The sequence below is a fragment of the Stenotrophomonas sp. 22692 genome, assembly GCF_052045015.1.
Classification (GTDB): Bacteria; Pseudomonadota; Gammaproteobacteria; order Xanthomonadales; family Xanthomonadaceae; genus Stenotrophomonas; species Stenotrophomonas geniculata.
In genome coordinates this window covers 14,556-38,337 of record NZ_JBQEMR010000036.1, presented here as the reverse complement: position 1 = coordinate 38,337, position 23,782 = coordinate 14,556, and the positions used below count along the sequence as shown (strand labels likewise).

Genomic DNA, 23,782 nt, shown 5'->3' with positions numbered 1-23,782 from the left:
GCCGCATCCATGCGGCTCACGCCCCCGCAACCGGACCCACCCCGCCTTCGACAGAGTCCTGCGATCTGCCGGAATGGAACGGCCTGCTCTTGGCGGGTGTCGACCTTGGTCGACACGTAGATCCATGCCATGCATGGATGAATCACGATTGAAAAACGCTCAACCGACTTCGTACAGCTCCAGCGGCAGGCCATCCGGATCGGCGAAGAAGGTGAAGCGGCGGCCGGTGTATTCGTCCACGCGGATCGGTTCGCAGGCGACGCCATGCGCGGCCAGGCGCTGGATGAAGGGTTCCAGTGCAGCCACCCGAAACGCGAGGTGGCGCAGGCCCTGGGCTTCGGGGCGGCTGGGGCGCGGTGGTGGTGAGGGGAAGGAGAACAGCTCCAGCTGGCCGCCGTCGGGCAGGGCCAGGTCCAGCTTCCAGGAGTCGCGCGCGGCGCGATGGTTCTCGGCCAGCACGCGCAGGCCGAGGATGCGCACGTAGAAGTCCTTCGAGCGTGCGTAGTCGTTGCAGATCAGCGCAGCGTGGTGGATGCCCAGCAGGGCGTCGGAACCGGGGGTCATTGCAGGGTGTCCAGCCAGCGCTGGGCGATCTTCTGCGCCAGCGGATAGGGTTCGGGATCGTTGCGGTTGGTCAACACGATCACGGTCAGGTGCTTTTCCGGGTGGCGCACGATCACGTTGCGGAAGCCGATGCTCTCGCCGCTGTGCCATTGCACCGGGCCATTCAAGCGCCAACCGAAGCCGTAGTGCGGCACGTCGGCTTCGGGCGTCGATGTGGCCGGGCTGAACATCGCCTGGCGCGAGGCCTTCGACAGCAGGCGGTCGTCGTACAGCGACGCATCCCAGCGGGCGAGGTCGTCCAGCGAGGAATAGATCCCGCCGTCTCCCAGTACGGCGCTGGTGGTGCTCTGGTCGGTGCGCTGCCAGCGGCCGTCGATCCGGCTGTAGCCATAGGCGCGTGCGGCGACCGTGTCCACGCCGTCCTGGTGGGCCACGGTATGCGCCATGCCCAGCGGGCGGAAGATGCGCTCCTGCAGGAAGGTCGCGTAATCTTTCCCGGACGCGCGGCCGACGATCAGTGCCAACAGCGCGTAGCCGCTGTTGCTGTAGCGGTACTGCGTGCCGGGTGCGAAATTCAGCCGGTCCTCGTGCGACAGCAGGGTCAGCACGTCGGCGTCATGCACCTGCCGAGGGTCAGCCGGATCCATCAGGTCTTCGTAGTCGATCAGGCCGCTGGTATGCGAGAGCAGCTGGCGGATCGTGATGGCCGCCGCTGCCGGCGGCAGCTCGGGCAGCCACTGCCGGGCAGTCTGCTCCAGCCCGAGCCGGCCGTCTTCCACCAGCAGTAGCACCGCCGCGGCGGTGAACTGCTTGCTGACCGAGGCCAGCCGGAAGTTGCTTGCCGCGGTGACCGCAGTACCGTCTTCCACTACCGCCAGGCCGTAGCCGCGGCGGAACACCGGTTGCCCGTCGTGCAGTACCAGTACCGCAGCGCCGGGTACCTGACCGTCGTAGGCCTGCATCAGGCCGTCGATGCCCGCATCCGGTGGAGTCAGCACCGGTGCGGCGCAGCCCGCCACTGGCAGCAGGCCCAGCACGACGGCGAACAGGGCGACGGCAGGGCGCATGGCGGCTCCGGAGGGGGTCAGGGTGAAGGGGCAGGTGTGGCGCTGGCGGGCTGCGCCATCCAGCGTTCCATCTTGCGGTCCAGCACGTCCAGCGGCATCGATCCGTCCTTCAGCAGTTCGGCGTGGAAGCGGCGCAGGTCGAAGGCGGCGCCCTGGCGGCTCTTGGCCTTGTCGCGCAGGGCGACGATGGTGGTCAGGCCGGCCACGTTGGACAGCGCCTGGCCGGGCTGGGCCATGATCCGCTCGACTTCGGCGTTGGCGTCGTCACTGCTCATGTCCACGGTCTTCTGCAGGTAGGCCACGGCCTGCTGCTTGCTCCAGCCCTGGGCGTTCACGCCGGTGTCGGCCACCACGCGGGCAGCACGCAGCAGGCGCGAATACAGGTAGCCGATGCGGTCGTAGGGATCGGTGTAGATGCCGAGGTTCTCACCCAGCGTTTCGGCATACAGGCCCCAACCTTCGACGAAGGCGAGGTCGCCACCGAGGCGGCGGAAACGCGGCAGCTTGGCCAGCTCCTGCTGTAGTCCCAGCTGCACATGGTGGCCGGGGATTGCTTCATGCAGGTACTGCACCGGCACGTTCCAGCGCTTGCGGCTGGGCAGGTCGCGGGTGTTCACGTACAGCACGCCGGGTTGCCCGGCCGGTGACGGCTGATAGGCTGCTGCGGCGGCGGTCAGCGCACGTTCCGGTTCCACTGCGCGCACGTCCAGCGTCGACTTGGGCAGGGTGTCCAGTACCTGCGGCAGGCGCGCATTGACCTGCTGCTGCACCTGGCGGTAGCGGTTGATCAGCGCATTGGCATCGCCGTACTGGAACTGGCGGTCATTGCGCATGCTGCGCAGCAGTTTGGATGGCGTTCCACGCAGCTTGGCGTCCTTCATCACCGTGGCGATCTGTGCCTGCAGTTCCTGCACGCGCTGTTCGCCCAGTGCGTGCAGCTGCGCCGCGGTCTGGTCGCTGGCGGTGGTCTGCACGATCAGGTTGGCGTACCAGGCCTGCCCATCGGGCAGTGCGCCCAGGCCGCTGCTGGTGCGCGTGGCCGGCAGGTATTCGGTGGCGATGAAACCGCGCAGGGCTCGATAGGCTGGCATGATGCGCAGCTCGATCATGCGCTTGTACTCGGCGCTGATGCGCGCCTTGTCCTCGGCCGCGATGGTATTGGGCATAGTGCGGATCGGCGACCAGAAGATGCTCTCTTCAGCGGTCGGCTTGATCACCGCATCCAGCTGCGGCAGCACCTTCTCCATCAGGTCGCGCGGCTGCACCACGCCGGCCTTCATGCCCTGGCGCATGTTGTCGATGGCCTGGTCGAACAGTTCGGGAATGCCCAGCGAGCGGCGCGACCAGGTGTCGTAGTCCTGCACGGTGTTGAACGGCTGCGCGCCGGCGCCGGCACCGAGGATCGCCATGATGCTGCCGATGTTGTAGTACTGGCTGATCGGCATCATCCAGCTCGGGTAACGCTCGGCGGCCAGCGATGCGCGCGCGTCGCGCACGAAGATCTCGTAGCTGAGCAGGTCCTGGCCCTGCAGGCCGTCGCTGCCGAGTTTCTCGACCTTGCCCAGCCACTCGGTGGTGAAGTCGTGCGATTGCTGGCGCCATGCGGCGGACAGGATGTTGGGCAGCTGGTCGTTGTAGCGGGCCTCGCCCTGGAAGGTTGCCTGCAGCGGATTCAACCGCATCGAGGCATCCCAGTACTCGTCGTACAGGCGCTCCAGCTGTACCTGCTTGGGCACGGCGCGGGCTGGTGCGACCGGACGCGGCGCGGCCCGGCGCGCCGAGCTGCCACGGGCCGGTGCGGTGGCACGGGCGGGCCTGGCCTTGGGCTTGGCGGCCTGGCGGGTCTGCGCAGCGGCAGGGCGGCTGGCCTTCTTCTTCGCTGCTTCGGCCGGCGGCACGGCACTGAACAGGAACAACGCGGCAATGGCAGCGGCCAGGACGCGGGGGGAATACGGCATCAAGAAGCTTCCGTGGAACACAGACCGTGGAGCTTGCACGATCCGGCCGCGTACGGCCAGCGTGAAGGCGCAGTCAGCTTTCCGCTGCTGGGGCTTCAGTCAGCCGCGGCGGCGGCCCGCAGCGCGGCCGCCCTGTCTGCGCCCAGATAGCGGGTGATCGCACGCCGCATCAGGTACAGCAGCGGAATCAAGGCAATCGCAAAACCCATCTTGTAGATGTAGTTGACGCTGCTGACGGCCAGGAACAGCGAGGTCGGCCAGTGCTGCGGGCCGAGCACGAAGGCGATCCAGATCACCACGAAGCTGTCCACCACCTGCGAGATCGCGGTGGATCCGGTCGCACGCAGCCACACGTGGCGCTCGCCGGTGGCCTGGCGGATGCGGTGGAACACGGCCACGTCGATCAGCTGGCCGAGCAGGAAGGCCACCAGCGAACCGGCGATGGTCCACATGCCCTGGCCGAACACGGCTGCGAACGCGGCCTGGTAATCGGGCACGCCGTGGCCATCCATCGACGTGACCCACCAGCTGGCCGGCGCCAGTGAAATGGCGGCGAAGGCGAACAGGAAGCCGTAGCCGATCAGCACCACCGCCAGCCACGAGATGAAGCGCACGCCGCGCTTGCCGAAGAACTCGTTGATGGTGTCGGTCATGATGAACACCACCGGCCAAAGCAGGGTGCCGGCGGTGAAGCTGAGCGAGCCGGTCTGGCCGAACAGGTTCCAGTTCAGCGGAGCGATGCCGAGGGTGTCTTCCAGCGCGAAGATCTTCACCCCGATCAGCTCGGCCAGCACCGCATTGCCGCAGAAGAACGCGGCCAGCACGATGAACAACAGGACCGCGCGGTCCTGCAGCGGGCGCTCGATCGGCGCCGGGGTCATTCGGTGCGTTCGCCGGTGCGTTCGCCGGCGCGGGTGAACGGCACGCTGGACGGCGCCACGGCTCCGCCGGAAATGATGAAGCTCATGGCCTGGTCGACGGTCCAGTCGGTCGGGGTCAGCAGTTCCACCGGCACGATTTCCAGGTAGCCCGAGGTCGGGTTCGGCGTGGTGGGCACGTACACCGCGGCCAGCTCACGGTCGGTGCCGTGTTCCTTGATCACGCGGGTGACCAGGCCGACCGATTTCATGTCGCGGTGCGGGAAGTCGATCAGCACCACGCGCTGGGTGCTGCCCGGCTCGGTCTGCAGCATGTCCAGCAGCTTCTTGGCACTGTCGTAGATGATGCTGGCCAGGGGGATGCGCTTGATGACCGCGCCGACCCAGCGCAGCAGGCGCTGGCCAAGCACGCGGCGGCTGGCCACGCCCACCGCCAGGATCACCAGCAGGGTGGCCAGCAGGGCGATGGTGTCCTGGATCCACTCGGCGCGGACCCAGCCCAGATAGTGCGGGAAGCTGGTTGCGATCTGTTCGGACAGCGGCACCACCAGCGGGCTGGAAATACCCGACAGCAGCACGAACACGAACTTGACCACGACCCAGGTCAGCCAGATCGGCAGCAGGGTGAGCAGGCCGGTCAGGAACAGGCGCTGCAGGGAGGGGCGGGGGACCAGGGCGGGGGCTTCGAGCGACATGCGCGCATTGTAGCGGTCACTGCAGGTCGATTACGCTGGGAAATCGACTGCGGCAACGGCACATGGAAGGGAAGCTGTGTTGAAGATTCTGCGCGGACTGGGCTGGACCCTGGCAGGCCTGCTGGTGCTGGCCATCGTGGTGTGGTGCGCCTCGCGCATGTGGCCGGTACCCGAATCGCGGCTGCAGGCGCAGCAGCGACTGGAAGCACGCCTGCCGGCGACCGGGCACAACGGTTATGCCTTGTTGTGGACGCTGCCATTCGACGACCTGGATGCCCAGCAGCGCGAGCAGGCGCTGGCCGAGGATGTACGGCGCTGGGAGGCCGACCCACACGGTGGAGGCGGCGGCCGGACACACCTGGTGGCCAACCATGCCGAGCTGCACTCGCGGCCCGGTGCCAGTTGCGGGCCGGCCGCCAGCGGCTGTCTCGCCCAGGTCCGCGCGGACCCGCAACGCTTCGTGGAGGCCCACGCCGGCCACCAGCAGTTGCATGCGCGGCTGGATCAGCTGGCCGAAGCGGACTACTTCATGTCGCCGTTCCCGCCGAAGGGCGAGGGCATTCTGGTCCCGTTGCCGGCCTATGGCGTGGTGATGGACGCCACCAGCGCACGCGCGCTGGCGTACGTGCAGGGCGATATCGACGGTGCTCTGCGAGGTGCTTGCCGTGGCCTGCAGCTGGGCCGGCGGCTGGTGCCCGGCAGCAGTTATCTGGTCGAGAGCATCATCGGTGCCAGCCTGGTGCAGGCCAATGCCCAGCTGCTGGCCGACATGCTGGTTGAACTGCCTGCCGACCATCCGTTGCCAAGGGAATGCGAACAGGCGCTGCAGCCGCTGCGGGCCGAAGAGCAAAGCCTGTGCCGGGCAATGCAGGGCGAGTACGCGATGAGCCGGGCGGCGATCGAGACATCGGCGCGGGAGTTCGGCGGCGTGCTGGTGCTGGATCGCAGCAGCACCCTGGCCCGCGCGGCCGGCAATCTCGGCTGGGCCTGTGGCGCGGCAGCCACAGCGGCGCTGGAAGTGGATCGCCCGTTGCCAGTGCCGGCGCCACCGCAGCATGACTTCGGTTGCCTGTCGAACGTCATGGGCTGCGTGCTGACCGATATCGCCGCGCCGATCTATCCTGCCTATTCGTCACGGCCACAGGATGCTGCGGCGATGGTGCGGCTGCTGGGGGCGCAGCGTTGGCTGCGGCAGCAGACGGATGATCCGGTGCACGCCCTGCAGCGGCTGCCGGCGCAGTTCCGCTCGCCGGTGCGGTCGCCGCAGCTGTCCGCCGATGGCCACCATCTGCAGGTGCCGCGTCGTTCGCCGCCGCGTGGCAACGCTGAGAGCCCGTGGTTGTCCGTACCGTTGGTGGCCGGCGCCGGCGCAACCGCCGCTGCCCGCGACTGAGCCGTGGCTCAGTCGGTGCCGGCCTGCGGATCGAATGCCCAGCCATCGCCGACCGTCTGCAGCGTCCAGCGACGGGTGCCGCGCAGTGGCTGCCAGCGCACGCTGTCCTTGTCGTTGTCGATGCTGCCTTCGACGCGCCTTACCTTGCGCGTGGAGAAGTTCACGCTCAGCGATTCGGTCTTTCCGGAATTGCGCATCACCGAATCCTGGTCGTAGCCGATCAGCGCGAACGCGCCGTCCTGCCAGCGGAAAGTGAAGGCGGTGGTACCCATCGACCAGCTTCCGGCGCTGGCGAATGAAAACAGCGCGACCTTCAACGTGCCACGCTGGATGCTGACACCCCCTTCTTCAAGCGGATCGCTCATCACCGGGTTCTCCGGGCGCGGAATCAGCTGATGGTCCTGCACCGCCAGCACATAGCCGGTTGGCCGTGACCACGCCACGGCGAGAATGCGCGGGTTGCTGTCATGCGGGGACGGGCCGAAGCCGTCGTGTTCGATGACGTTGCGCGGGTCCTGCTGGCGCAGTACCAGGACCAGATCAGCGCGGCCATCCTGGTCGAGATCGCCTTCGATGCTGGATTCAAGCGTCCAGCCGTTGGGCACGGAGCCGGCGGCAGTGGCAGCCTGTGCCGGCAGCGTCGGGTACTGCACCGGCGGCAGGTCCAGCGCATGGGCCGCGCACGGCAGGGTGCTCAGCAGTGCAGCAAGGGTGTACGGGCGCATCGGGGCCTCCATGGCAGAGGCCAGAGGATAGCGCCCCAGCGATGATCAGCGTGCGTGTGGCTTCAACCGCAGGTAGACCTGCTTGCGCACCTGGGCGACCACCTCGCCACTCTCATCGATCACGTCGTTGCTGAACCAGCGCAGCACCTTCTCGCCACTGGCCGCTTCGGCGCGCAGTTCGTCCAGCAGCGCGTCGTCGATGCGGAACGACGTCCGCACGATGCCACGGCCCGGCTTGAGGAAGTCGATGGCGCCGGCGCGGTCCCACACGTAGTAGTCGCGGCCGAGGATGTGCAGCAGGCCGAGCATCCAGAACGGATCGGTCATCGCGAACAGGCTGCCACCGAAGTGGGTACCGACGTAGTTGCGGTTCCATGGTCGCAGGCGCAGTTCGACATCGATCTGCCGGTAGTCCGGCGTGATGCGGGTGACGTGGATGCCGGTGAACAGGAACGGCGGCCAGAGATTGATACCGAAGCGGAACAGGCGGGCGTTCATGCGGATCCGGGAGCGCAGGGCGAGGCGCCCAGTCTAACCATTCGCATGCGTATGTTGCACCCAGGGCGGCGAGGGTCATGCCTCGCCGTCGATCACATACCCGTCGCGGCCGTTGGCCTTGGCCTGGTACAACGCGGTGTCGGCGCCTTCGACGAAATGGTGCGGTTGCAGCGTGCCGTCGGGTACGCGGGTGAACACGCCGATGGTGAGGGTGACGCCTGCTTCGCCGCCGTCACCGGGCGCCGGCAGTGCACGCACGCAGGCGATCAGGTCCTCGATGACCTGGCGTGCGCCTTCGGCCGGGGTATCCGGCAGCACCAGTGCGAACTCATCGCCACCGTAGCGCGCGGCCATGTCGCGTGGACGTCGCGCATGTGCACCGATCAGGCGCGCGACATCGCGCAGCACGCGGTCACCGACCTGATGCCCGTGGCGGTCGTTGTGGCGCTTGAAATGGTCAACGTCGATCAGCGCGAGGCTCAGGGATTTGCCACTGCGTCGCGCGGCATCGCATTCCTGTTGCAGCGACTGCTCGAAACGCAGGCGATTGCCGAGACCGGTCAGCGCATCGCGATTGGCCAGGCGGTGCCAGGCCGAGACTCGCCAGATCGCCCAGGCCAGCAGCACCAGCAGGATGCCCAGCATTGCGCTGGCCGGTGCCCACCACAAGTCACCGGCGCGCAACAGCAACCAGCTCAGCAGCGGTGGAAGCGGCAGCGAGCACAGCGCAGCAAGCCATGGCAGGCGCAGGCCGAGCAGGATCACGCACAGCGCCACCAGCACGCCGCTGATGGCGTGCTGCCAGAGGCGGGGCAGCAGATCGATCTGCTTGTGCTGCAGCAGCATCGACGCGATGTTGGCCTGGTACTCACTGCCGCTCATCCAGAACTCGCGGGTGGTCGGGGTCAGCAGCCGCGGTGCGATGCCGCTGGCGGTCATGCCTACCACGATGCGGCGACCATGCAGCATCGCCATGTCCACGTGACCATCCAGCACGTCGGCATAGGACACCTGTGGCAGGCGCTCGGGCGGCCCGGCATAGCGCACGCGCACGTAGTCGTTGCGCCGCCATTGGTAGGGCGAACCGATCTGCGGATCAGGGTCGGGCAGGCCGTGCACCGCGCCCGGCGGCAGGGCGGCCAGCGCCAGGCCCAGTGCCGGCCAGTGAGCCTGGCCGATGCCCGCATGCAGATACACACCGCGCGCGACGCCATCGCCATCCACTTCCACGTCGGTATGGCCGATCGCCGCGGCACTGGCCGCGATCTGCGGAATCGGCAGCATTTCCTCGGCCATGCGGTCGCCGGCGGCCGGCGCCGCGAGTACCGGCAGCACCACCCGGCCATTGCGGCGGATCGCTGCGGCCAGTTCATCGTCCTGGCGGCTGTCGCGTCGATCAGGTTCGGACAGCATCAGGTCCAGTGCGACGCGCTCGGCACCGGCGTCGGTCAGCCGGTCCAGCAGGCGGGCATGGATCGAGCGGGGCCAGGGCCATTGGCCGATGCGCTGCAGGCTGCCCTCGTCGATGGCCACGATCAGCACGCTGGGGTCGGGGCGGTAGTCCCAGTTGCCGACCATGGCGTCATAGGCGGCTTCGTCCTGCCGCCACAGCCACTGGCCCTGGCTGGCGATCACCGTCAGTACGCCGGCCAGCAGTGCCAGCAGGATCCGTTTCGACCACGGCAGCGGCGAGCGCCTCATAACAACAGCAACAGCAGCAGGGCGCCACCACCGGCGCCGTAGCACAGGCGGCAGGGCAGCTTGATCTGCTGGGCCGGTGAGTACTCGCCCGCATGACCGTCGTCGTCGATGTACTGCACACGCACATGCAGGGTGCCGCTCCACGGCCGCTTGAAGCTGACCTGCGGCTCGCTCACGGTCTGGTCGACCAGGGGCGTCCTGAAGTCGCCACGACGGTCCACCTGCACCCGGTACTGCTGGCCTTCGCTGCCGGCCTGCCAGCGCAGGGTCAGCTCGCCATGCGCGGCTTCAGGCGGCTGCAGGGCAGGGTCGACCGGTTCATTGCTCAGTTGCAGGGGCAGGGCCTGGCCGTAACGGCCCTGGTGGCCGTTGCCATCGCGCGACGCCACCCGCCAGAAGTACTCGCCGGGCGGCAGCGGCTGCGCCAGGCGCAGGTCGGTGCCTTGGGTGCTCTGTTCCTGCAGCGGCTGCACGAAGCTCGGCTCGGCGGCGATCTGCAGCACGCTGCTGCGCGCGCCCGGCGCCTGGCTCCAACGGAAGCGCGGGCGGTCGCTGTTGACAGTCTGCCCATGCAGGGGGGTCACGGTGAGCGGCGGCGGGGGCTGGTCGCTGAGTTCGAAATCGGCGCTGGCGTCGAGGCCTTCCACGCCCTGCGCATCCACGGCGCGCAACAGGATGCGCAACTGGCCGGGGGGCAGGTCACCGATCGCCAGCCGGGTGTCGGCAGTGGTGGCGGCAAACAGCAGGATTTCCGGCGTCGCTGCCTGCACCACTTCCACACGGTAGCGCGCGGCGCCGTCGACGGGGTCCCAGGCGAGCAGGGTCGGCAGGGGCGCCAGGCGCACATCGTCGCTGCGCAGCTGCGGCGCGGGAAGAAGGGCGGAGACAGCGTCCGGTGCGGCATCGGCGCTGATGCTGCGGCTGGCCTGTCCAGGCTGGACCAGGCGTTTGCCGTGGGTGTTGCCGACCTGCACCTTGCCCTGCAGTACCTCGGTGGCAGCGACGTGGCCGGTGTCACCGGCGCTGACCCGGAACACGGTACCGCGCACGCTGCTGGTCGCCGTAGGTGCATCGATGATGTAGCGCGAGGCCGGGCCACGGGCTGGTGTCACCCGGTTGCTCGCGCGGCCCTGCTGCAGGCGCAGGCGGGTATCGACCATGCCGGTGTGGCCGTAGCGGCTGAGCTGGTCCAGGCGCAGCCGGGAATACTCGCGCAGCTGCAGGCGCGAGGCGTCGGCGAATTCAAGCGTGACGCTGGAGTCGCCTTCGGTCTGCACGGTGTCACCAATGCGAAGTTGTTCCCCGGCGAGTATCGCGCGCGTGGCGCTGCCATCGGCGCCGGACAATTCGACCTTGCCGCGCACCGACAGCACGCGGGCAGGTGCCGGTTCGATGCGCAGCCAGCTGATCGGGAAGCGCAGCAGCTGGCCCGGCGGCAGCTGGTAGGGGTTGTCGATGCGGTTGTGCTGTTGCAGCTGCTGCCAGCGCACCGAGGGCTTGAGGTACAGGCCTCCCAGATCCCACAGGGTATCGCCGGGACGGACCCGGTAGTTCCAGTCCTGGGCGGCGGCGATGGCCGGCAGGAAGAGAAGAGCGCAGAGCAGCGCGCCCTGGAAGCGCATGGCGAACGACAGCGAGCGGACGAAGGTCACAGTTTGCAATCCCGGCAATGCGGGGGCGCAGCTGCAAGACCCCATGGCCCCGACCTCATCCCCCCGAACGGATCGTGGCGGCCGTACGGCCGCCATCCCGCGCATTATTGCCCGCGTTCAGTGCAGGGATTCTGAACGAAGTGGGTTTCCGTTCAGAACAGCAGGGAGGCCATCCGGCGGCGGTACTGGCCGACCAGGTCCTCGTCGGAGATCACATTGAAGGCGTCGATCAGGGCCTTGCGCGGCAGTCCGTCCTCGAACGTGCGGTCGATCCGCAGCATTTCCAGGAACTGGGCCAGCGCGGCTTCGTCGTGGCCACCGAGCAGCAGCTGCACGCCGCGCAGGTGGCGTGCCTTGAGGTCCTTGCCATCGGTGGCGATGCGGGCGTCCAGCACTTCAGCGGCCGGGGCGTCCTTCAGGGCCGAGGCGAAGGCCAGCCGGGCGCGTGCACGCACAGCCCGGTCGTCGGTGGACAGGTTGGCGGGCAGGCCGTCAATCAGCAGGCTGGCTTCATCGACGCCACCGATCTGCAGCAGGGCCAGCGCCAGGTCGAGTTTCAGCTCGTCCTTGTCCGGCTCGGCGGCGATCTGCGCGCGCAGTACGTCTACCTGCGCCTGCGGGTCCAGCGGGGCTTCATCTTCGGCGACGGCGTCGCCGATGTCGGCCGGCACGATGCCGTGCTGGGCCAGGAACTCACGCAGTTGGCCTTCCGGGATGGCCCCTGGGAAGCCGTCCACCAGCTGGCCGCCCTTGACCAGGAACACGGTCGGCACCGAGCGGATCTGGAAGGCGGCGGCGATCTGCTGTTCCTTGTCGACGTCGACCTTGGCCAGTTCGAAGGCGCCGTTGTACTCGGCAGCCAGCTTTTCCAGCATCGGCCCCAGGGTCTTGCACGGCCCGCACCAGGTGGCCCAGAAGTCGACCAGCACCGGCGTCTGCAGCGACTTCTGCAGGACTTCGGCCTCGAAGGTCGCAGTGGTGGCGTCGAATACGTAGGTCGTCTCGGTCATGGGGGGAAGCATCGTTTGGCGTCTGGAGACCGATTCTATGGTGACGATCGATGCCGGTCTCAACCCGGGTTGTAGTAAATGCCTGACAATGCAGGCTTCCTGTCGCCGTTCTTTCCGGAGCCTGCATGTCGTCCCTGTCCCCGTTGCTGCGCCTGTCCGGCCTGGTCGCCGCGCTGCTGTTCGTGCTGGCGGTGCTCGGTTTCGGTGCCGGCCTGGACGGCTACGCGCAGGCCCGCCACCCGGTAGCGCTGCTGGGGGCACAGGGGGTGCCGCATGCGCTGGCCTTCAATCTGCTGGGCTTCGTGCTGCCAGGGCTGCTGGCGGTGGTTGTGGCCGAGTGCCTGCGCCGCAGGCTGCCGGCAACCGCCGGCTGGGCGCCGCGGGTGGGCAGCCAGATGCTGCTGCTGGCCGGGTTGGCGTTCGCCGCGATGGGGTTGCTGCCGCTGGATGTGGACGACCTGCACGGGCCGGCCAGCCAGCTGCATGCCAGCGCCTGGATGATCTGGGTGCTGGGTTTTGTCGCCGGGACCTTGTTGCTGGGCACGTCGCAGGTGCGCCAGGCGCATGGGCGCGCGCTGGGCGCCGTGGCGCTCGCCTGTGGCGTGCTGGCCGCGCTGGCGGCGTTTGCCCTGCAGGGCGTGCTGCCGGCGCCGCTGGCACAACGGCTTGCGTTCGCCTGCTGGGCGGGCTGGCTCGCCCTGGCCCTGCCGTTGTCGCGGCCGCGCTGAGACTGGCTCCGCGCGCAATCGGCGCCGGCGGTCGACGGGCAGGATTGGAGCCATTTGCCGCACTGCGGTACGCTGTACCGCTTTGCCGCCGCAACCGCGTGTTCCATGACCAGCGCTGAAACCAACGCCTACGACCCGCAGCAGGTTGAATCCGCCGCCCAGCAGTACTGGGACGCCACCCGTGCCTTCGAAGTCGACGAGACTTCGGACAAGCCGAAGTACTACTGCCTGTCGATGCTTCCGTACCCGTCCGGTGCGCTGCACATGGGCCACGTGCGCAACTACACGATCGGTGACGTGATCAGCCGCTACAAGCGCATGACCGGCCACAACGTGCTGCAGCCGATGGGCTGGGATGCGTTCGGCCTGCCGGCGGAAAACGCCGCGATCAAGAACAAGACCGCACCGGCGGCCTGGACCTACAAGAACATCGAGCACATGCGTGGCCAGTTCAAGGCCATGGGCTATGCCGTTGACTGGTCGCGCGAGTTCGCTACCTGCCGCCCGGACTACTACGTCCACGAGCAGCGCATGTTCACCCGCCTGATGCGCAAGGGCCTGGCCTACCGCCGCAACGCGGTGGTGAACTGGGATCCGGTCGACCAGACCGTGCTGGCCAACGAGCAGGTGATCGACGGCCGCGGCTGGCGCTCCGGCGCCCTGGTCGAGAAGCGCGAGATCCCGCAGTGGTTCCTGCGCATCACCGATTACGCCCAGGAGCTGCTGGACGGCCTGGACGAGCTGGACGGCTGGCCGGATTCGGTCAAGACCATGCAGCGCAACTGGATCGGCCGCTCCGAGGGCCTGGAAATCCAGTTCGACGTACGTGACGTGGACGGCGGCGTGCTGGATCCGCTGCGCGTGTTCACCACCCGTCCGGATACCGTGATGGGCGTGACCTTCGTGTCGATCGCCGCCGAACATCCGCTGGCGCTGCATGCGGCGAAGAGCAACCCGGAACTGGCCGCGATGCTGGCCGACCTGAAGCAGGGCGGTGTGTCCGAGGCCGAGCTGGAAACCCAGGAAAAGCGCGGCATGGACACCGGCCTGCGTGCGCTGCATCCGGTCACCGGCGAGCCGGTACCGGTGTGGGTCGCCAACTTCGTGCTGATGGGCTACGGCACCGGTGCGGTGATGGCCGTGCCGGGGCATGACCAGCGCGACAACGAAGTGGCCAACAAGTATGGCCTGCCGATCAAGCAGGTGATCGCGCTGAAGGATGCGCGCACCGAAGAAGAGCGCACCTGGGATGGCAGCCGCTGGCAGGACTGGTACAGCGACAAGAGCCGTGCCTTCGAGCTGGTCAACTCGGCCGAGTTCGATGGCCTGGATTTCCAGGGCGCCTTCGAAGCCCTGGCCGAACGATTCGAGCGCAAGGCCCAGGGCCAGCGCCGCGTCAACTACCGCCTGCGCGACTGGGGCGTGAGCCGCCAGCGCTACTGGGGCTGCCCGATTCCGGTGATCTACTGCGCCAAGTGCGGTGCGGTGCCGGTGCCGGAAGAGCAGCTGCCGGTGGTGCTGCCGGAGGACGTTGCGTTCTCGGGTACCGGTTCGCCGATCAAGACCGATCCGGAATGGCGCAAGACCACCTGCCCGGACTGCGGCGGTGCGGCCGAGCGCGAGACCGATACCTTCGACACCTTCATGGAGTCGAGCTGGTACTACGCCCGCTACACCTCGCCGGGTGCCCGTGACGCGGTCGACAAGCGCGGCAACTACTGGCTGCCGGTCGACCAGTACATCGGTGGCATCGAGCACGCGATCCTGCACCTGATGTATTTCCGCTTCTACCACAAGCTGCTGCGCGACGCGCGGATGGTGGACAGCAACGAGCCCGCGCGCAACCTGCTGTGCCAGGGCATGGTGATCGCCGAAACCTATTACCGCCCGAACCCGGACGGCTCGAAGGACTGGATCAACCCGGCCGACGTGGACGTGCAGCGTGACGAGCGCGGCCGCATCACCGGCGCCACCCTGATCGCCGACGGCCAGCCGGTGGTGGTCGGTGGCACCGAGAAGATGTCCAAGTCGAAGAACAACGGCGTGGACCCGCAGGCGATGGTCGACAAGTACGGCGCCGACACCGTGCGCCTGTTCTCGATGTTCGCCGCGCCGCCGGAACAGTCGCTGGAGTGGAACGAAGCCGGCGTGGATGGCATGGCCCGCTTCCTGCGCCGCCTGTGGGCCCAGGTGCAGAAGCATGCTGCCGACGGTGCCGCTCCGGCACTGGATGTTGCAGCACTGGATGCCAACCAGAAGGCACTGCGCCGCAAGACCCACGAGACCATCGGCAAGGTCGGTGACGACTATGGCCGCCGCCACAGCTTCAACACCGCCATTGCCGCGGTGATGGAACTGATGAACGCGCTGGCCAAGTTCGAGGACGGCAGTGCGCAGGGGCGTGCGGTGCGCCAGGAAGCGCTGCAGGCCGTCGTGCTGCTGCTCAACCCGATCACCCCGCATGCCAGCCATGCCCTGTGGCAGGTGCTGGGCCACGGCGAGACCCTGCTGGAAGACCAGCCGTTCCCGCAGGCCGATGCCGGTGCGCTGGTGCGCGACGCGCTGACCCTGGCCGTGCAGGTCAACGGCAAGCTGCGGGGCACCATCGACGTGGCGGCCGACGCCGCGCGCGAGCAGGTCGAGGCACTGGCCCTGGCCGAGCCCAACGCGGCCAAGTTCATGGAAGGCCTGACGGTGCGCAAGATCATCATCGTGCCCGGCAAGATCGTGAACATCGTCGCCGCCTGATGTACCCCGCACCGGCCACCCGTGTGGTGGCCGGTGCCATTCCGGTGCAGGGCCAGGCGTTTGATGGCCCTGCATTCACGCGGCTTCGGGCACGCTGTGTGTTGCCGTGATCGCCCGGCTCCGCCAGACTGTCTCCATGACCCGAATCCTGCTTGCCCTCGTTCTTGTCCTCGGCCTTGCCGGCTGCGGTTTCCATCTGCGCAACAAGCTGATGCTGCCGACCGACACGGCACCGGTGAAGGTGGTTTCCACTGCGCCGTACAGCGAACTGGTCAAGCTGCTCAACCGCAGCCTGCTGGCCTCCGGCGCCAGGCTGGCCGATGAGGACAGCAAGGAACCCAGTACCCAGCTGCAGGTGCTGTCCGAACGCTGGGGCGACCTGCCGATCGCCATCGACTCGCAGGGCCGTGCGCAGGAATACAGCCTGCGCTACGCGGTGATCTTCATTTTCCGTCGCGAAGACGGCAGCGAGCTGGTGCCGCAGCAGGTGATCGAGCTGTCGCGCGACTACGTGTCGCCGCCGACCGACGCCACCGGTACCACCACCGAACGTGAAATCCTGGCCAATGAACTGCGCCGGGAAATGTCCGCCTCGATCATCCGCCGCATCGACAGCGTGGTGCGTGCCGAGATCGAGAAGGGCGGCAGCCTGTCGGCGCCGAAGGACAAGCCGGTTGAAGGTGCGGAGCCGGCCGAACCGGTCCCCGCAGCCAAGCACTGAGCCGCGACGATGGAACTGCGTCCGGAGCAGCTGGCCAGCCAGGGCGCTGATACCGCGCTGGCGCCGGCCTACCTGATTGCCGGCCCGGAAACCCTGCGCGTGCTTGAGGCGGCCGACGCCATCCGCGCGCGCGCGCGCGCCGCCGGCATCGGCGAGCGGGAAGTGTTCGACGCCGATGGCCGTGATTTCGACTGGAACCAGCTCGACGCCAGCTTCAACGCGCCCAGCCTGTTCAGCGCCCGCCGCCTGGTCGAGGTGCGCCTGCCCAGCGGCAAGCCGGGCAAGGACGGGGCCGAGGTGATCAGCCAGTTCTGCGCCAATCCGGCGCCGGACGTGGTGCTGATGATTACCGCCAACGAATGGAGCAAGGCCCACCAGGGCAAGTGGGCCGAGGCGGTCAACCGCATCGGCGTGCTGTCGGTGGCTTGGGCGATCAAGCCGCACGAATTGCCGGACTGGATCGAGCGCCGCCTGCGTGGCAAGGGCCTGCGCGCGGACCCGGCCGCCGTGCAGCGCCTGGCCGAGCGGGTGGAAGGCAATCTGCTGGCTGCCGCCCAGGAAATCGACAAGCTGGCGCTGTTGGCCGACGGCCAGCCGCTGGACGTGGAACGGATGGAATCGCTGGTGGCCGACGCCGCGCGCTATGACGTGTTCCGGCTGGTGGAGGCGACGTTCTCCGGGCAACCGCCGGCGGTGCTGCGCATGCTGGCCGGCCTGCGCGGCGAGGGTGAGGCGGTGGCTGCACTGATGCCGATGGTGATCCGCGAACTGCTGGCTGGTGCAGGCCTGGCCCGGGTGCAGGCCCGTGGCGGTAACCTGGCCGCCGAGATGAAATCGCGCGGCATCTGGGAATCGCGGCAGGCGCCGTACAAGCGCGCGCTGCAGCGGCATCCGGAAAGCAAGCGCTGGGAGCGCTTCGTGGCCGAAGCCGGGCTGGTCGACCGCATCGCCAAGGGGCGCGCCGACGGTGATGCCTGGCTGGCGCTGGAGCGCCTGCTGGTGGCCGTGGCCGAACCGCGTGCCGTGCGCCTGCTGGCGCGGGCCTGAGCAATGAGCCTGCGGATCTATTACGGGGGCACCTTTGATCCGGTGCACCTCGGGCACCTGGCGATCGCGCGGGCTGCCCGCGACGAACTGCAGGTTGCCGTGCGCATGCTGCCGGCCGCCGATCCGCCGCACCGGGCCGTGCCCGGCGCCACGGCCGAGCAGCGCTGCACCATGCTGTCGCTGGCCATCGGCGACGAACCGGGTCTGCTGCTGGACCGTCGCGAGCTGGACCGTGCAGCGCGTTTCCCCGGTCGGCCGTCCTACACCGTGGACACCCTGCGCGAGCTGCGTGGCGAGCTGGGTCCGAGCCGGCCGCTGGCCTGGCTGGTCGGCGCCGACAGCCTGCTTGGCCTGTCCCGCTGGCACGAGTGGGAGGCGCTGTTCGGGCTGGCTCATTTCGTGGTGGCGGAGCGCCCGGGCAGCCCGTTGCAGGCTGCGGTGGATGGCGAGCTGGGCCGGGCGCTGGAAGGGCGCTGGGCCGACACCGAGCAGGCCCTGTTCGCCAGCCCGGCCGGGCGCATCCTGCGCCTGCACCACCCGCTGCGCGAGGAATCGGCCAGCGCCGTGCGTTCGCAGATCGCCGGCGGCGGCCCCTGGCGCGCCCTGCTGCCACCCGGCGTGGCGGACTATGTGGCTGCACACGGGCTGTACCGCCCGGCCACAGCGTGAATGGCGTAGCGGCGCCATCCCCGTATAATCGCCCCCACGTTTATCGAGTCGATCCACTTTGAGCAACCAGACCCAGCCCCAGACCATCAAGGTCGATCTGCCCAGCCCGCCGCCGTCCGTGCCGGAACTGCTGGCCAGCGTCCGCCAAGCCACCGAAGACCTGAAGGCCAAGGACCTGGTCGAGATCGACGTGCGCGGCCGGTCCAGCGTTGCCGACTACATGATTGTCGTTTCGGGCACCTCGACCCGCCACGTCAAGTCGATTGCCGATGAAGTGGTGCGCTTCGCCAAGAACATCGACGTGATGCCGCTGGGCGTGGAAGGCGAGCGTGAAGCCGAGTGGGTGCTGGTCGATCTGGGCGACGTGATCGTCCATGTGATGCTGCCGCGCGTGCGTGAGTTCTACGCCCTCGAGCGCCTGTGGACCGTCGGCGACCAGCCGCCGTCCAGCGACGACGAAGTGGCTTGAGCCACGCGTTGATGCATCCCTTCGACGGCGCCGATGGCGCCGTCGACGTTTTGGAGGACCGTTGATGAAAGCCCGCCTGATCGCCACCGGTGAACGCGCCCCCAGCTGGGTGGCGCAGGGCTTCGCCGAGTACCAGAAGCGGCTGTCGCACTGGCTGCCGTTCGAGCTGGTGGAAATCGAGCCCGGCCTGCGCGGCAAAGGCCGTGATCCGCGCCGCGCCACTGAAGATGAAGGCAAGCGGGTGATCGCTGCGCTGCCGAAGAATGCCTATATAGTGGCGCTGGATGTGCCGGGTCGCCAGCTCAGTTCCGAACAGCTGGCACAGCGCCTGGAACACTGGCGCGGGCAGGGCAGGGACCTGGCGTTCCTGATCGGTGGCCCGGAAGGGCATTCGCCGGAAGTCTCCGCGCTGGCCGACGAGAAGTGGTCGATCGGACCGCTGACGCTGCCACACATGCTGGTACGCCTGGTGGTGGCCGAGCAGCTGTATCGGGCTGCCGCAATGATCGCCAATCACCCCTACCATCGCGCGTGAAGAGTGGTTATACTAGTCGTCTGCCCGAATAGCTCAGCCGGTTAGAGCACTTGACTGTTAATCAGGGGGTCGTTGGTTCGAGTCCAACTTCGGGCGCCACCTTGAGAAACCTGCATCGCGAGATGCAGGTTTTTTTTTTGCGTCTTTGTGGAGTCGAGCTTGCTCGACTGTTGTTGTGGAGCCGAGCCGTGCTCGGCTGCCTGTGCGAAGCCGAGCGTGGGCTCGGCTCTACAGTGCCAGCGCTCCTCGCCAGAACGCCACCAGCGTGGCGATCGCCACGATCAGGATCGCACCGAACAGCACCCATTCCCAACGCGTGAATACCCGCTCGCCGCGTTGGCGCCGGGTCAGTGCGAACAACACCACGCCGGGCACGTACAGCAATACCGACAGCAGCAGGTTGTCCAGGCCACCGGCATACACCAGCCACAGCGCATACGCACTGGCCAGCACTGCCACCCCAAAATCACGCCAGCGCACACCCGGCTCACCGGCATAGGCCTGCCCGCGCCAGGCCAGCTGCATGCCGAATGCCGTGGACAGGAAGTAGGGCACCAGGCTCATCGATGCGGCCAGCAGCACCAGCCCGGTGTAGCTGCCGGAACTGACCAGCACCAGCAGCAGGAACAACTGGATCAGGCCGTTGCTCCACCACAGTGCATTGGCCGGCACGCCGCGCGCGTTCTCACGGCCCAGGAAGGCGGGCATGGTGCCGTCACCTGCAGCGGCATAGAGCACTTCGGCGCACAGCAGCACCCAGGCCAACAATGCACCGAGAACGGAGATGATCGAACCGATGATGATCACCGTCGCGCCCCATTCGCCGACAATGGCGCGCAGCACATAGGCCATCGACGGATTGGGCAGTCCGGCCAGTTCCGCCTGCGACAGCACGCCCATCGACAACAGGCTGACCAGCACCAGCAGCAGCCACACGCCAAGGAAGCCGATCACCGTGGCGCGACCCACGTCGGCGCGCCGTGCCGCGCGCCGCGAATAGATGCTGGCCCCTTCGATGCCGATGAACACCCACACGGTCACCAGCATCATGCCGCGCAGCTGCTGGCCAAGGTCGCCGAGTGCAGGCGTGCCGAGGAAATCGGCGCGGAACACGTCCATGCGGAACGCGCCGGTGGCCAGGATCAGGAACAGCGCGATCGGCAGCAGCTTGGCCACGGTCACCAGGCCGTTGACGATGGCTGCAGTACGCAGGCCGCGCAGCACCAACAGGTGCACCGTCCACAACAGCAATGACGATGCGGCCACGGCGGCCGGGGTATTGCCTTCGCCGAACACGGGCATGAAGTGGCCAAGGCCGCTGAAGATCAGCACGAAGAAGCTGGCGTTGCCGAGCACCGAGGCAACCCAGTAACCCCACGCAGCGGAGAAGCCGATGTAATTGCCGAAGCCCTCGCGCGCGTATGCGTAGATGCCGGTATCGAGATCCGGTCGGCGGTTGGCCAGCGCCTGGAACACGAACGCCAGCATCAGCATGCCCGCGCCGCTCACCGCCCAGCCAATCAGCGCGGCGGCCGGACCGGCGCTGCGCGCTACGTTCTGTGGCAATGAAAAGATACCGGCGCCGACCATCGAGCCGACCACCAGTGCAGTCAACGCGGGCAGGCCCAAGCGCTGCGATGTCGCGGCCATGGAGATCCCCTGCGGCGGTGATGCCGCGTGCACACGGTAGCCTTGTGCCCGTGAACATGCCTGCAAGGGGCAGAACGACGAAGGCCCGGGCAGCTGCCCGGGCCTTCGAAGTTGCGTTGAAGAGTGTTGCCTGTATTACTTGAAAGTGTACTTGGCACCGACGGTGAAGTAACGACCGATGGCACCACTGAAGTGCAGCGGGTTGTAGTTGACACCACCGTAGGTGGACGGATCCAGCGGGGCGATGCGATCGAACACGTTCTGCACCGAGGCGTTCAGCTCGAAGGCTTCAGTGATGTTCCAGCGGCCCGACAGGTCGAAGGTGGTGAACGAGGAGATCTTCTTGACGTCCGTGCCGTCCGCATACGCGAACAGGTAGGATCCATTCGGGCCACGGAAGTCCTTGTTGTCCATCTTCGAGATGTAGTTGGCCACGCCGCTGACGCTCCACGGGCCCTGCCTCCAGGTGGTGCCGAAGTTGATGCGGTCCTTCGGGGTGCCGATGCAGTTGGTCACGTCGCAGTTGCCGTGAGTACCTGCGTAGTCGACGGTCACGTCGGCATCGGTGCGCTCGAACTTGAGTACATGGCTCCACTGCAGGTCCATCTCCAGCTGGCCAGGGCCGATGTCGAAGGTCTGGCGGATATCGGTATCGATACCCCGTACCCGGGTCGATGCAGCATTGATGTACTGCGTGTTGACCGCCAGGATGCTGCCCGTGCCGGGCACGCCGTTGAGCAGGTTGCTGTCACGCAGTACGTTGCCGGCGGCAATGGCTTCGGAAGTGCTGCCCTGGGCGATTTCGTTGGTGCGCTTGATCTGCCAGGCATCAATGGTCAGCGAAGTCGTGGCCGTGGGCTGCAGGACGATACCCACCGAGTAGCTCTTGGATTCTTCCGGCTTCAGGTCCTTGTTCGGGCGGGTGATGATGGCGACTGGCAGGGCGCCACAGTCGTCGTCGTTCGCACCTGGTGCGGGGTTGCCGCCGGGGCAACGTACCGGATCGGACGCGTTGGAGAAGGCGGCCAGGCCACCATCTCCGTTCTCGGCCGGGTTCGGTGCACGGAAGCCTTCGGCGTAGCTGCCACGCAGTGCGATCCAGTCGGCCGGGGTCCACTTGATGCCGATCTTCGGTGTCGCCTTGCCTTCACCGCTCTCGTACTTGTCGTAGCGAACCGCACCGGACAGTTCCAGGGTTTCCAGCACGGGCGCAGACAGCTCAACGTAGCCGGCGTACACGTTCTGGGTGCCGTCGTAGGCCGAGTAGCCCAGACCGATGATCTGGCCTTGGTCGGTATAGGTCTGCGGGGTCAGGCTGTTGCTGGTCTTGCGCCATTCGGTACCCAGTGCCAGGCCCAGCGGGCCACCCTTCAGGTCCATCAGGCTGCGCGACACGGTGAAGTCGAACATGTCCAGGCTGGACTTGGCTCGGGCACTGATGTCAGGCGAGATGAAGTCGTACAGCGCCTGCGAGTTCATGCCGGCGTTGTCACCGATACGCCAGACACCACCGGCGCAGTTCGGATTGGCCAGTGCGCAACGTACATTGTCGTAGTTGAGGAAGCCGGTACGCTTGTTGACCAGGTCGGTGCCGGAGTGCAGATACGCGGTGTCGTAGCTCCAGTCGCCCCAGTTGCCCTTGATGCCGACCAGGAAGCGGGTGAACTCATTGGTGTTGTTGGTCACGCGCGGACCGACATCCCATGCCGAATAACGCAGGCGAGAGGCCTGGCCGGGAATCGGATTGTCAGGATGGTTCGGACCCAGCACCGTAGCGCCGTCACCACTGTTGGCATTGACCGGGCCTTCCGGATAGCCCCAGCCACCTGAGACGCCCGACGGGGTGTTGCTGAAAGTGGTTTCCTTCTTCGAGTAGCCGATCTCGGTGTAGATCTCACCACCTTCACCAAAGGCAAAGCTGGCACGGCCAAACACGTTGACGTACTTCTCTTCCGGGGTCAGGTCGCGATACAGCTGGTTCGGATCCCACAGGCAGCCCTGCGCCTGCGCCGTAGCCTCGGTCTGGCCTGGAATCGTGGTCAGGCCAGCACAGCCCGGCAGGGCGACCAGGAAGGCAGGATTATCTTCGGTTACATTGCGGTCGTCATACACCGAACCATTCGGACCAACACCACCGCGGGTCTTGCCGCTGAGGAAGGCGCCGCCCAGGAACTGGGCATTGTTGCCGTAGCCCCACGGGCGGGTATCGCCGGTACCGATCCACTTCCGGTTCTTGCGATCACTGATCTTGATGGCATCGGTCTTTGCGACATCCAGGCTGAAGAAAGCGTTCCAGCCGTCGGTGGCCAGATCGCCGGTACCGGCGGTCAAGGTCGCCTTCTTCGCGTCGCCATCGCTGTCGCCGGACAGGCCGTAGGAGCCCCGAAGGATCGCGCCCTGGAAATCACTGCGCAGGATGATGTTGACCACGCCCGCGATGGCGTCGGAACCGTAGATTGCCGAGGCGCCGTCCTTAAGTACTTCCACGCGTTCCACGGCGTCGAGCGGGATGGTGCTCAGGTCGGTGAAAACCTTCTGGCCGTCATCGGCCAGGCCGTAGGTGGCCATGCGGCGGCCATTCAACAGCACAAGCGTCGAGCCGGCACCGAGGCCGCGCAGCGAGATGCCGGCGCCACCACCGGCGAAGCCGTTGCCGAAGGTCTTGGGAATGGAACCGGAACCGTCGGCGGTCAGCGTCTGCAGATATTCGGCAACCGTGGTCTTGCCGGTGCGGTCGATTTCCTGGCGGGTCACCACCTGCACCGGGGACGGTGTTTCAGTGTTGGTGCGCGGGATGTTCGAACCGGTGACCGTGATGCGGTCCAGGTTGGTGGCCTTCTCCTGCGCGAAAGCGGAGGTGGAAGCCACGGCGCCAACCAGCAGCAGGGTGCCGCCGGTAAGGATATGGGTGATGGACGATGCCAGGGTGGTGCGGCGGCGGCTGGCGGGCCGTTGGATCAGGTGTTTCACAGCTTCTCTCCTAACTGGAAAACCGTAGCGTTGAGGGCTGTCTCCGGTAGATTCCGGGACGGACCAATCTAGGTTTCCGGCGGGTGACGAAGTCGTGAATTTTT

At 67.2% G+C, this 23,782-nt stretch carries 20 protein-coding genes and 1 tRNA gene; 9 read left to right on the top strand and 12 right to left on the bottom strand.

Annotation, left to right across the window (positions count from 1 at the left end; all coding sequences use genetic code 11):
- Window positions 1-159: 159 nt before the first annotated feature.
- The 5 genes from gloA2 to ACTJJM_RS17795 all read right to left on the bottom strand — a co-directional run bounded on the left by gloA2 (window position 160) and on the right by ACTJJM_RS17795 (window position 5,162).
- Complete coding sequence (gene gloA2 / locus ACTJJM_RS17815) at window positions 160-564, bottom strand: SMU1112c/YaeR family gloxylase I-like metalloprotein (protein ID WP_053443353.1); 405 nt, start codon at window positions 562-564, stop codon at window positions 160-162.
- The gene (locus ACTJJM_RS17810; protein WP_053443352.1) at window positions 561-1,631 is read right to left on the bottom strand and encodes a serine hydrolase domain-containing protein; all 1,071 of its coding nucleotides are present in this window, start codon (window positions 1,629-1,631) and stop codon (window positions 561-563) included. Before ACTJJM_RS17810 ends, gloA2 begins: the two co-directional genes overlap by 4 nt.
- A gap of 17 nt (window positions 1,632-1,648) precedes the next feature.
- The gene (locus tag ACTJJM_RS17805) at window positions 1,649-3,589 is read right to left on the bottom strand and encodes a DUF885 domain-containing protein (protein ID WP_440865860.1); all 1,941 of its coding nucleotides are present in this window, start codon (window positions 3,587-3,589) and stop codon (window positions 1,649-1,651) included.
- Window positions 3,590-3,684: 95 nt separating this feature from the next.
- Window positions 3,685-4,470: a queuosine precursor transporter gene (locus ACTJJM_RS17800; protein ID WP_010482923.1), complete on the bottom strand. Its 786-nt coding sequence runs from the start codon at window positions 4,468-4,470 to the stop codon at window positions 3,685-3,687.
- Complete coding sequence (locus ACTJJM_RS17795; protein WP_005414135.1) at window positions 4,467-5,162, bottom strand: DUF502 domain-containing protein; 696 nt, start codon at window positions 5,160-5,162, stop codon at window positions 4,467-4,469. Before ACTJJM_RS17795 ends, ACTJJM_RS17800 begins: the two co-directional genes overlap by 4 nt.
- Window positions 5,163-5,238: 76 nt before the next feature.
- On the opposite strand from ACTJJM_RS17795, the gene ACTJJM_RS17790 reads away from it, so the two are divergent.
- Complete coding sequence (locus tag ACTJJM_RS17790) at window positions 5,239-6,555, top strand: hypothetical protein (RefSeq protein ID WP_440865859.1); 1,317 nt, start codon at window positions 5,239-5,241, stop codon at window positions 6,553-6,555.
- Between the two features lie 8 nt (window positions 6,556-6,563).
- Here ACTJJM_RS17790 and ACTJJM_RS17785 read toward each other — a convergent pair whose 3' ends face one another.
- The 5 genes from ACTJJM_RS17785 to trxA form a co-directional block, all read right to left on the bottom strand.
- Complete coding sequence (locus ACTJJM_RS17785) at window positions 6,564-7,280, bottom strand: hypothetical protein (protein WP_419965172.1); 717 nt, start codon at window positions 7,278-7,280, stop codon at window positions 6,564-6,566.
- A 45-nt stretch (window positions 7,281-7,325) separates the two neighbouring features.
- Window positions 7,326-7,778 (bottom strand): DUF4442 domain-containing protein, encoded by a 453-nt coding sequence (locus tag ACTJJM_RS17780; protein ID WP_010482929.1) that lies wholly within the window; start codon window positions 7,776-7,778, stop codon window positions 7,326-7,328.
- Window positions 7,779-7,853: 75 nt separating this feature from the next.
- Window positions 7,854-9,479, bottom strand: coding sequence for a CHASE2 domain-containing protein (locus ACTJJM_RS17775; protein WP_010482931.1), 1,626 nt, complete (start codon window positions 9,477-9,479; stop codon window positions 7,854-7,856).
- The gene (locus tag ACTJJM_RS17770) at window positions 9,476-11,176 is read right to left on the bottom strand and encodes a FecR family protein (RefSeq protein WP_043402713.1); all 1,701 of its coding nucleotides are present in this window, start codon (window positions 11,174-11,176) and stop codon (window positions 9,476-9,478) included. The genes ACTJJM_RS17775 and ACTJJM_RS17770 overlap by 4 nt, the downstream gene beginning before the upstream one ends.
- A gap of 107 nt (window positions 11,177-11,283) precedes the next feature.
- A complete protein-coding gene (trxA, locus tag ACTJJM_RS17765; protein ID WP_019336992.1) occupies window positions 11,284-12,141 on the bottom strand; it encodes a thioredoxin in 858 nt (285 codons plus the stop codon).
- A 125-nt stretch (window positions 12,142-12,266) separates the two neighbouring features.
- Here trxA and ACTJJM_RS17760 point away from each other — a divergent pair, with 125 nt between their 5' ends.
- The 8 genes from ACTJJM_RS17760 to ACTJJM_RS17725 all read left to right on the top strand — a co-directional run bounded on the left by ACTJJM_RS17760 (window position 12,267) and on the right by ACTJJM_RS17725 (window position 19,157).
- Window positions 12,267-12,869 carry a DUF998 domain-containing protein gene (locus ACTJJM_RS17760; RefSeq protein WP_241877428.1) on the top strand — a complete coding sequence of 201 codons (603 nt, stop codon included), beginning with the start codon at window positions 12,267-12,269 and terminating at the stop codon, window positions 12,867-12,869.
- Between the two features lie 105 nt (window positions 12,870-12,974).
- A complete protein-coding gene (gene leuS, locus ACTJJM_RS17755) occupies window positions 12,975-15,617 on the top strand; it encodes a leucine--tRNA ligase (RefSeq protein ID WP_440865858.1) in 2,643 nt (880 codons plus the stop codon).
- 136 nt (window positions 15,618-15,753) lie between these two features.
- Entirely contained in the window at window positions 15,754-16,338 is a 585-nt protein-coding gene (locus ACTJJM_RS17750) for an LPS-assembly lipoprotein LptE (protein WP_010482940.1), read from the top strand.
- A gap of 9 nt (window positions 16,339-16,347) precedes the next feature.
- Window positions 16,348-17,385 carry a DNA polymerase III subunit delta gene (gene holA / locus ACTJJM_RS17745; protein WP_010482943.1) on the top strand — a complete coding sequence of 346 codons (1,038 nt, stop codon included), beginning with the start codon at window positions 16,348-16,350 and terminating at the stop codon, window positions 17,383-17,385.
- A gap of 3 nt (window positions 17,386-17,388) precedes the next feature.
- Complete coding sequence (nadD, locus tag ACTJJM_RS17740) at window positions 17,389-18,054, top strand: nicotinate-nucleotide adenylyltransferase (protein ID WP_010482945.1); 666 nt, start codon at window positions 17,389-17,391, stop codon at window positions 18,052-18,054.
- Window positions 18,055-18,112: 58 nt separating this feature from the next.
- A complete protein-coding gene (gene rsfS, locus ACTJJM_RS17735; protein WP_005418109.1) occupies window positions 18,113-18,523 on the top strand; it encodes a ribosome silencing factor in 411 nt (136 codons plus the stop codon).
- A 64-nt stretch (window positions 18,524-18,587) separates the two neighbouring features.
- Window positions 18,588-19,058, top strand: a complete 471-nt coding sequence (rlmH, locus tag ACTJJM_RS17730) for a 23S rRNA (pseudouridine(1915)-N(3))-methyltransferase RlmH (protein WP_241877429.1) — start codon at window positions 18,588-18,590, stop codon at window positions 19,056-19,058.
- Window positions 19,059-19,080: 22 nt separating this feature from the next.
- Window positions 19,081-19,157, top strand: a tRNA-Asn gene (locus tag ACTJJM_RS17725).
- 129 nt (window positions 19,158-19,286) lie between these two features.
- Here the strand turns inward: ACTJJM_RS17725 and ACTJJM_RS17720 are convergent.
- Entirely contained in the window at window positions 19,287-20,708 is a 1,422-nt protein-coding gene (locus tag ACTJJM_RS17720; protein ID WP_049454678.1) for a basic amino acid/polyamine antiporter, read from the bottom strand.
- Between the two features lie 135 nt (window positions 20,709-20,843).
- Window positions 20,844-23,678, bottom strand: a complete 2,835-nt coding sequence (locus ACTJJM_RS17715) for a TonB-dependent receptor (protein ID WP_043402691.1) — start codon at window positions 23,676-23,678, stop codon at window positions 20,844-20,846.
- Between the last annotated feature and the right edge of the window lie 104 nt (window positions 23,679-23,782).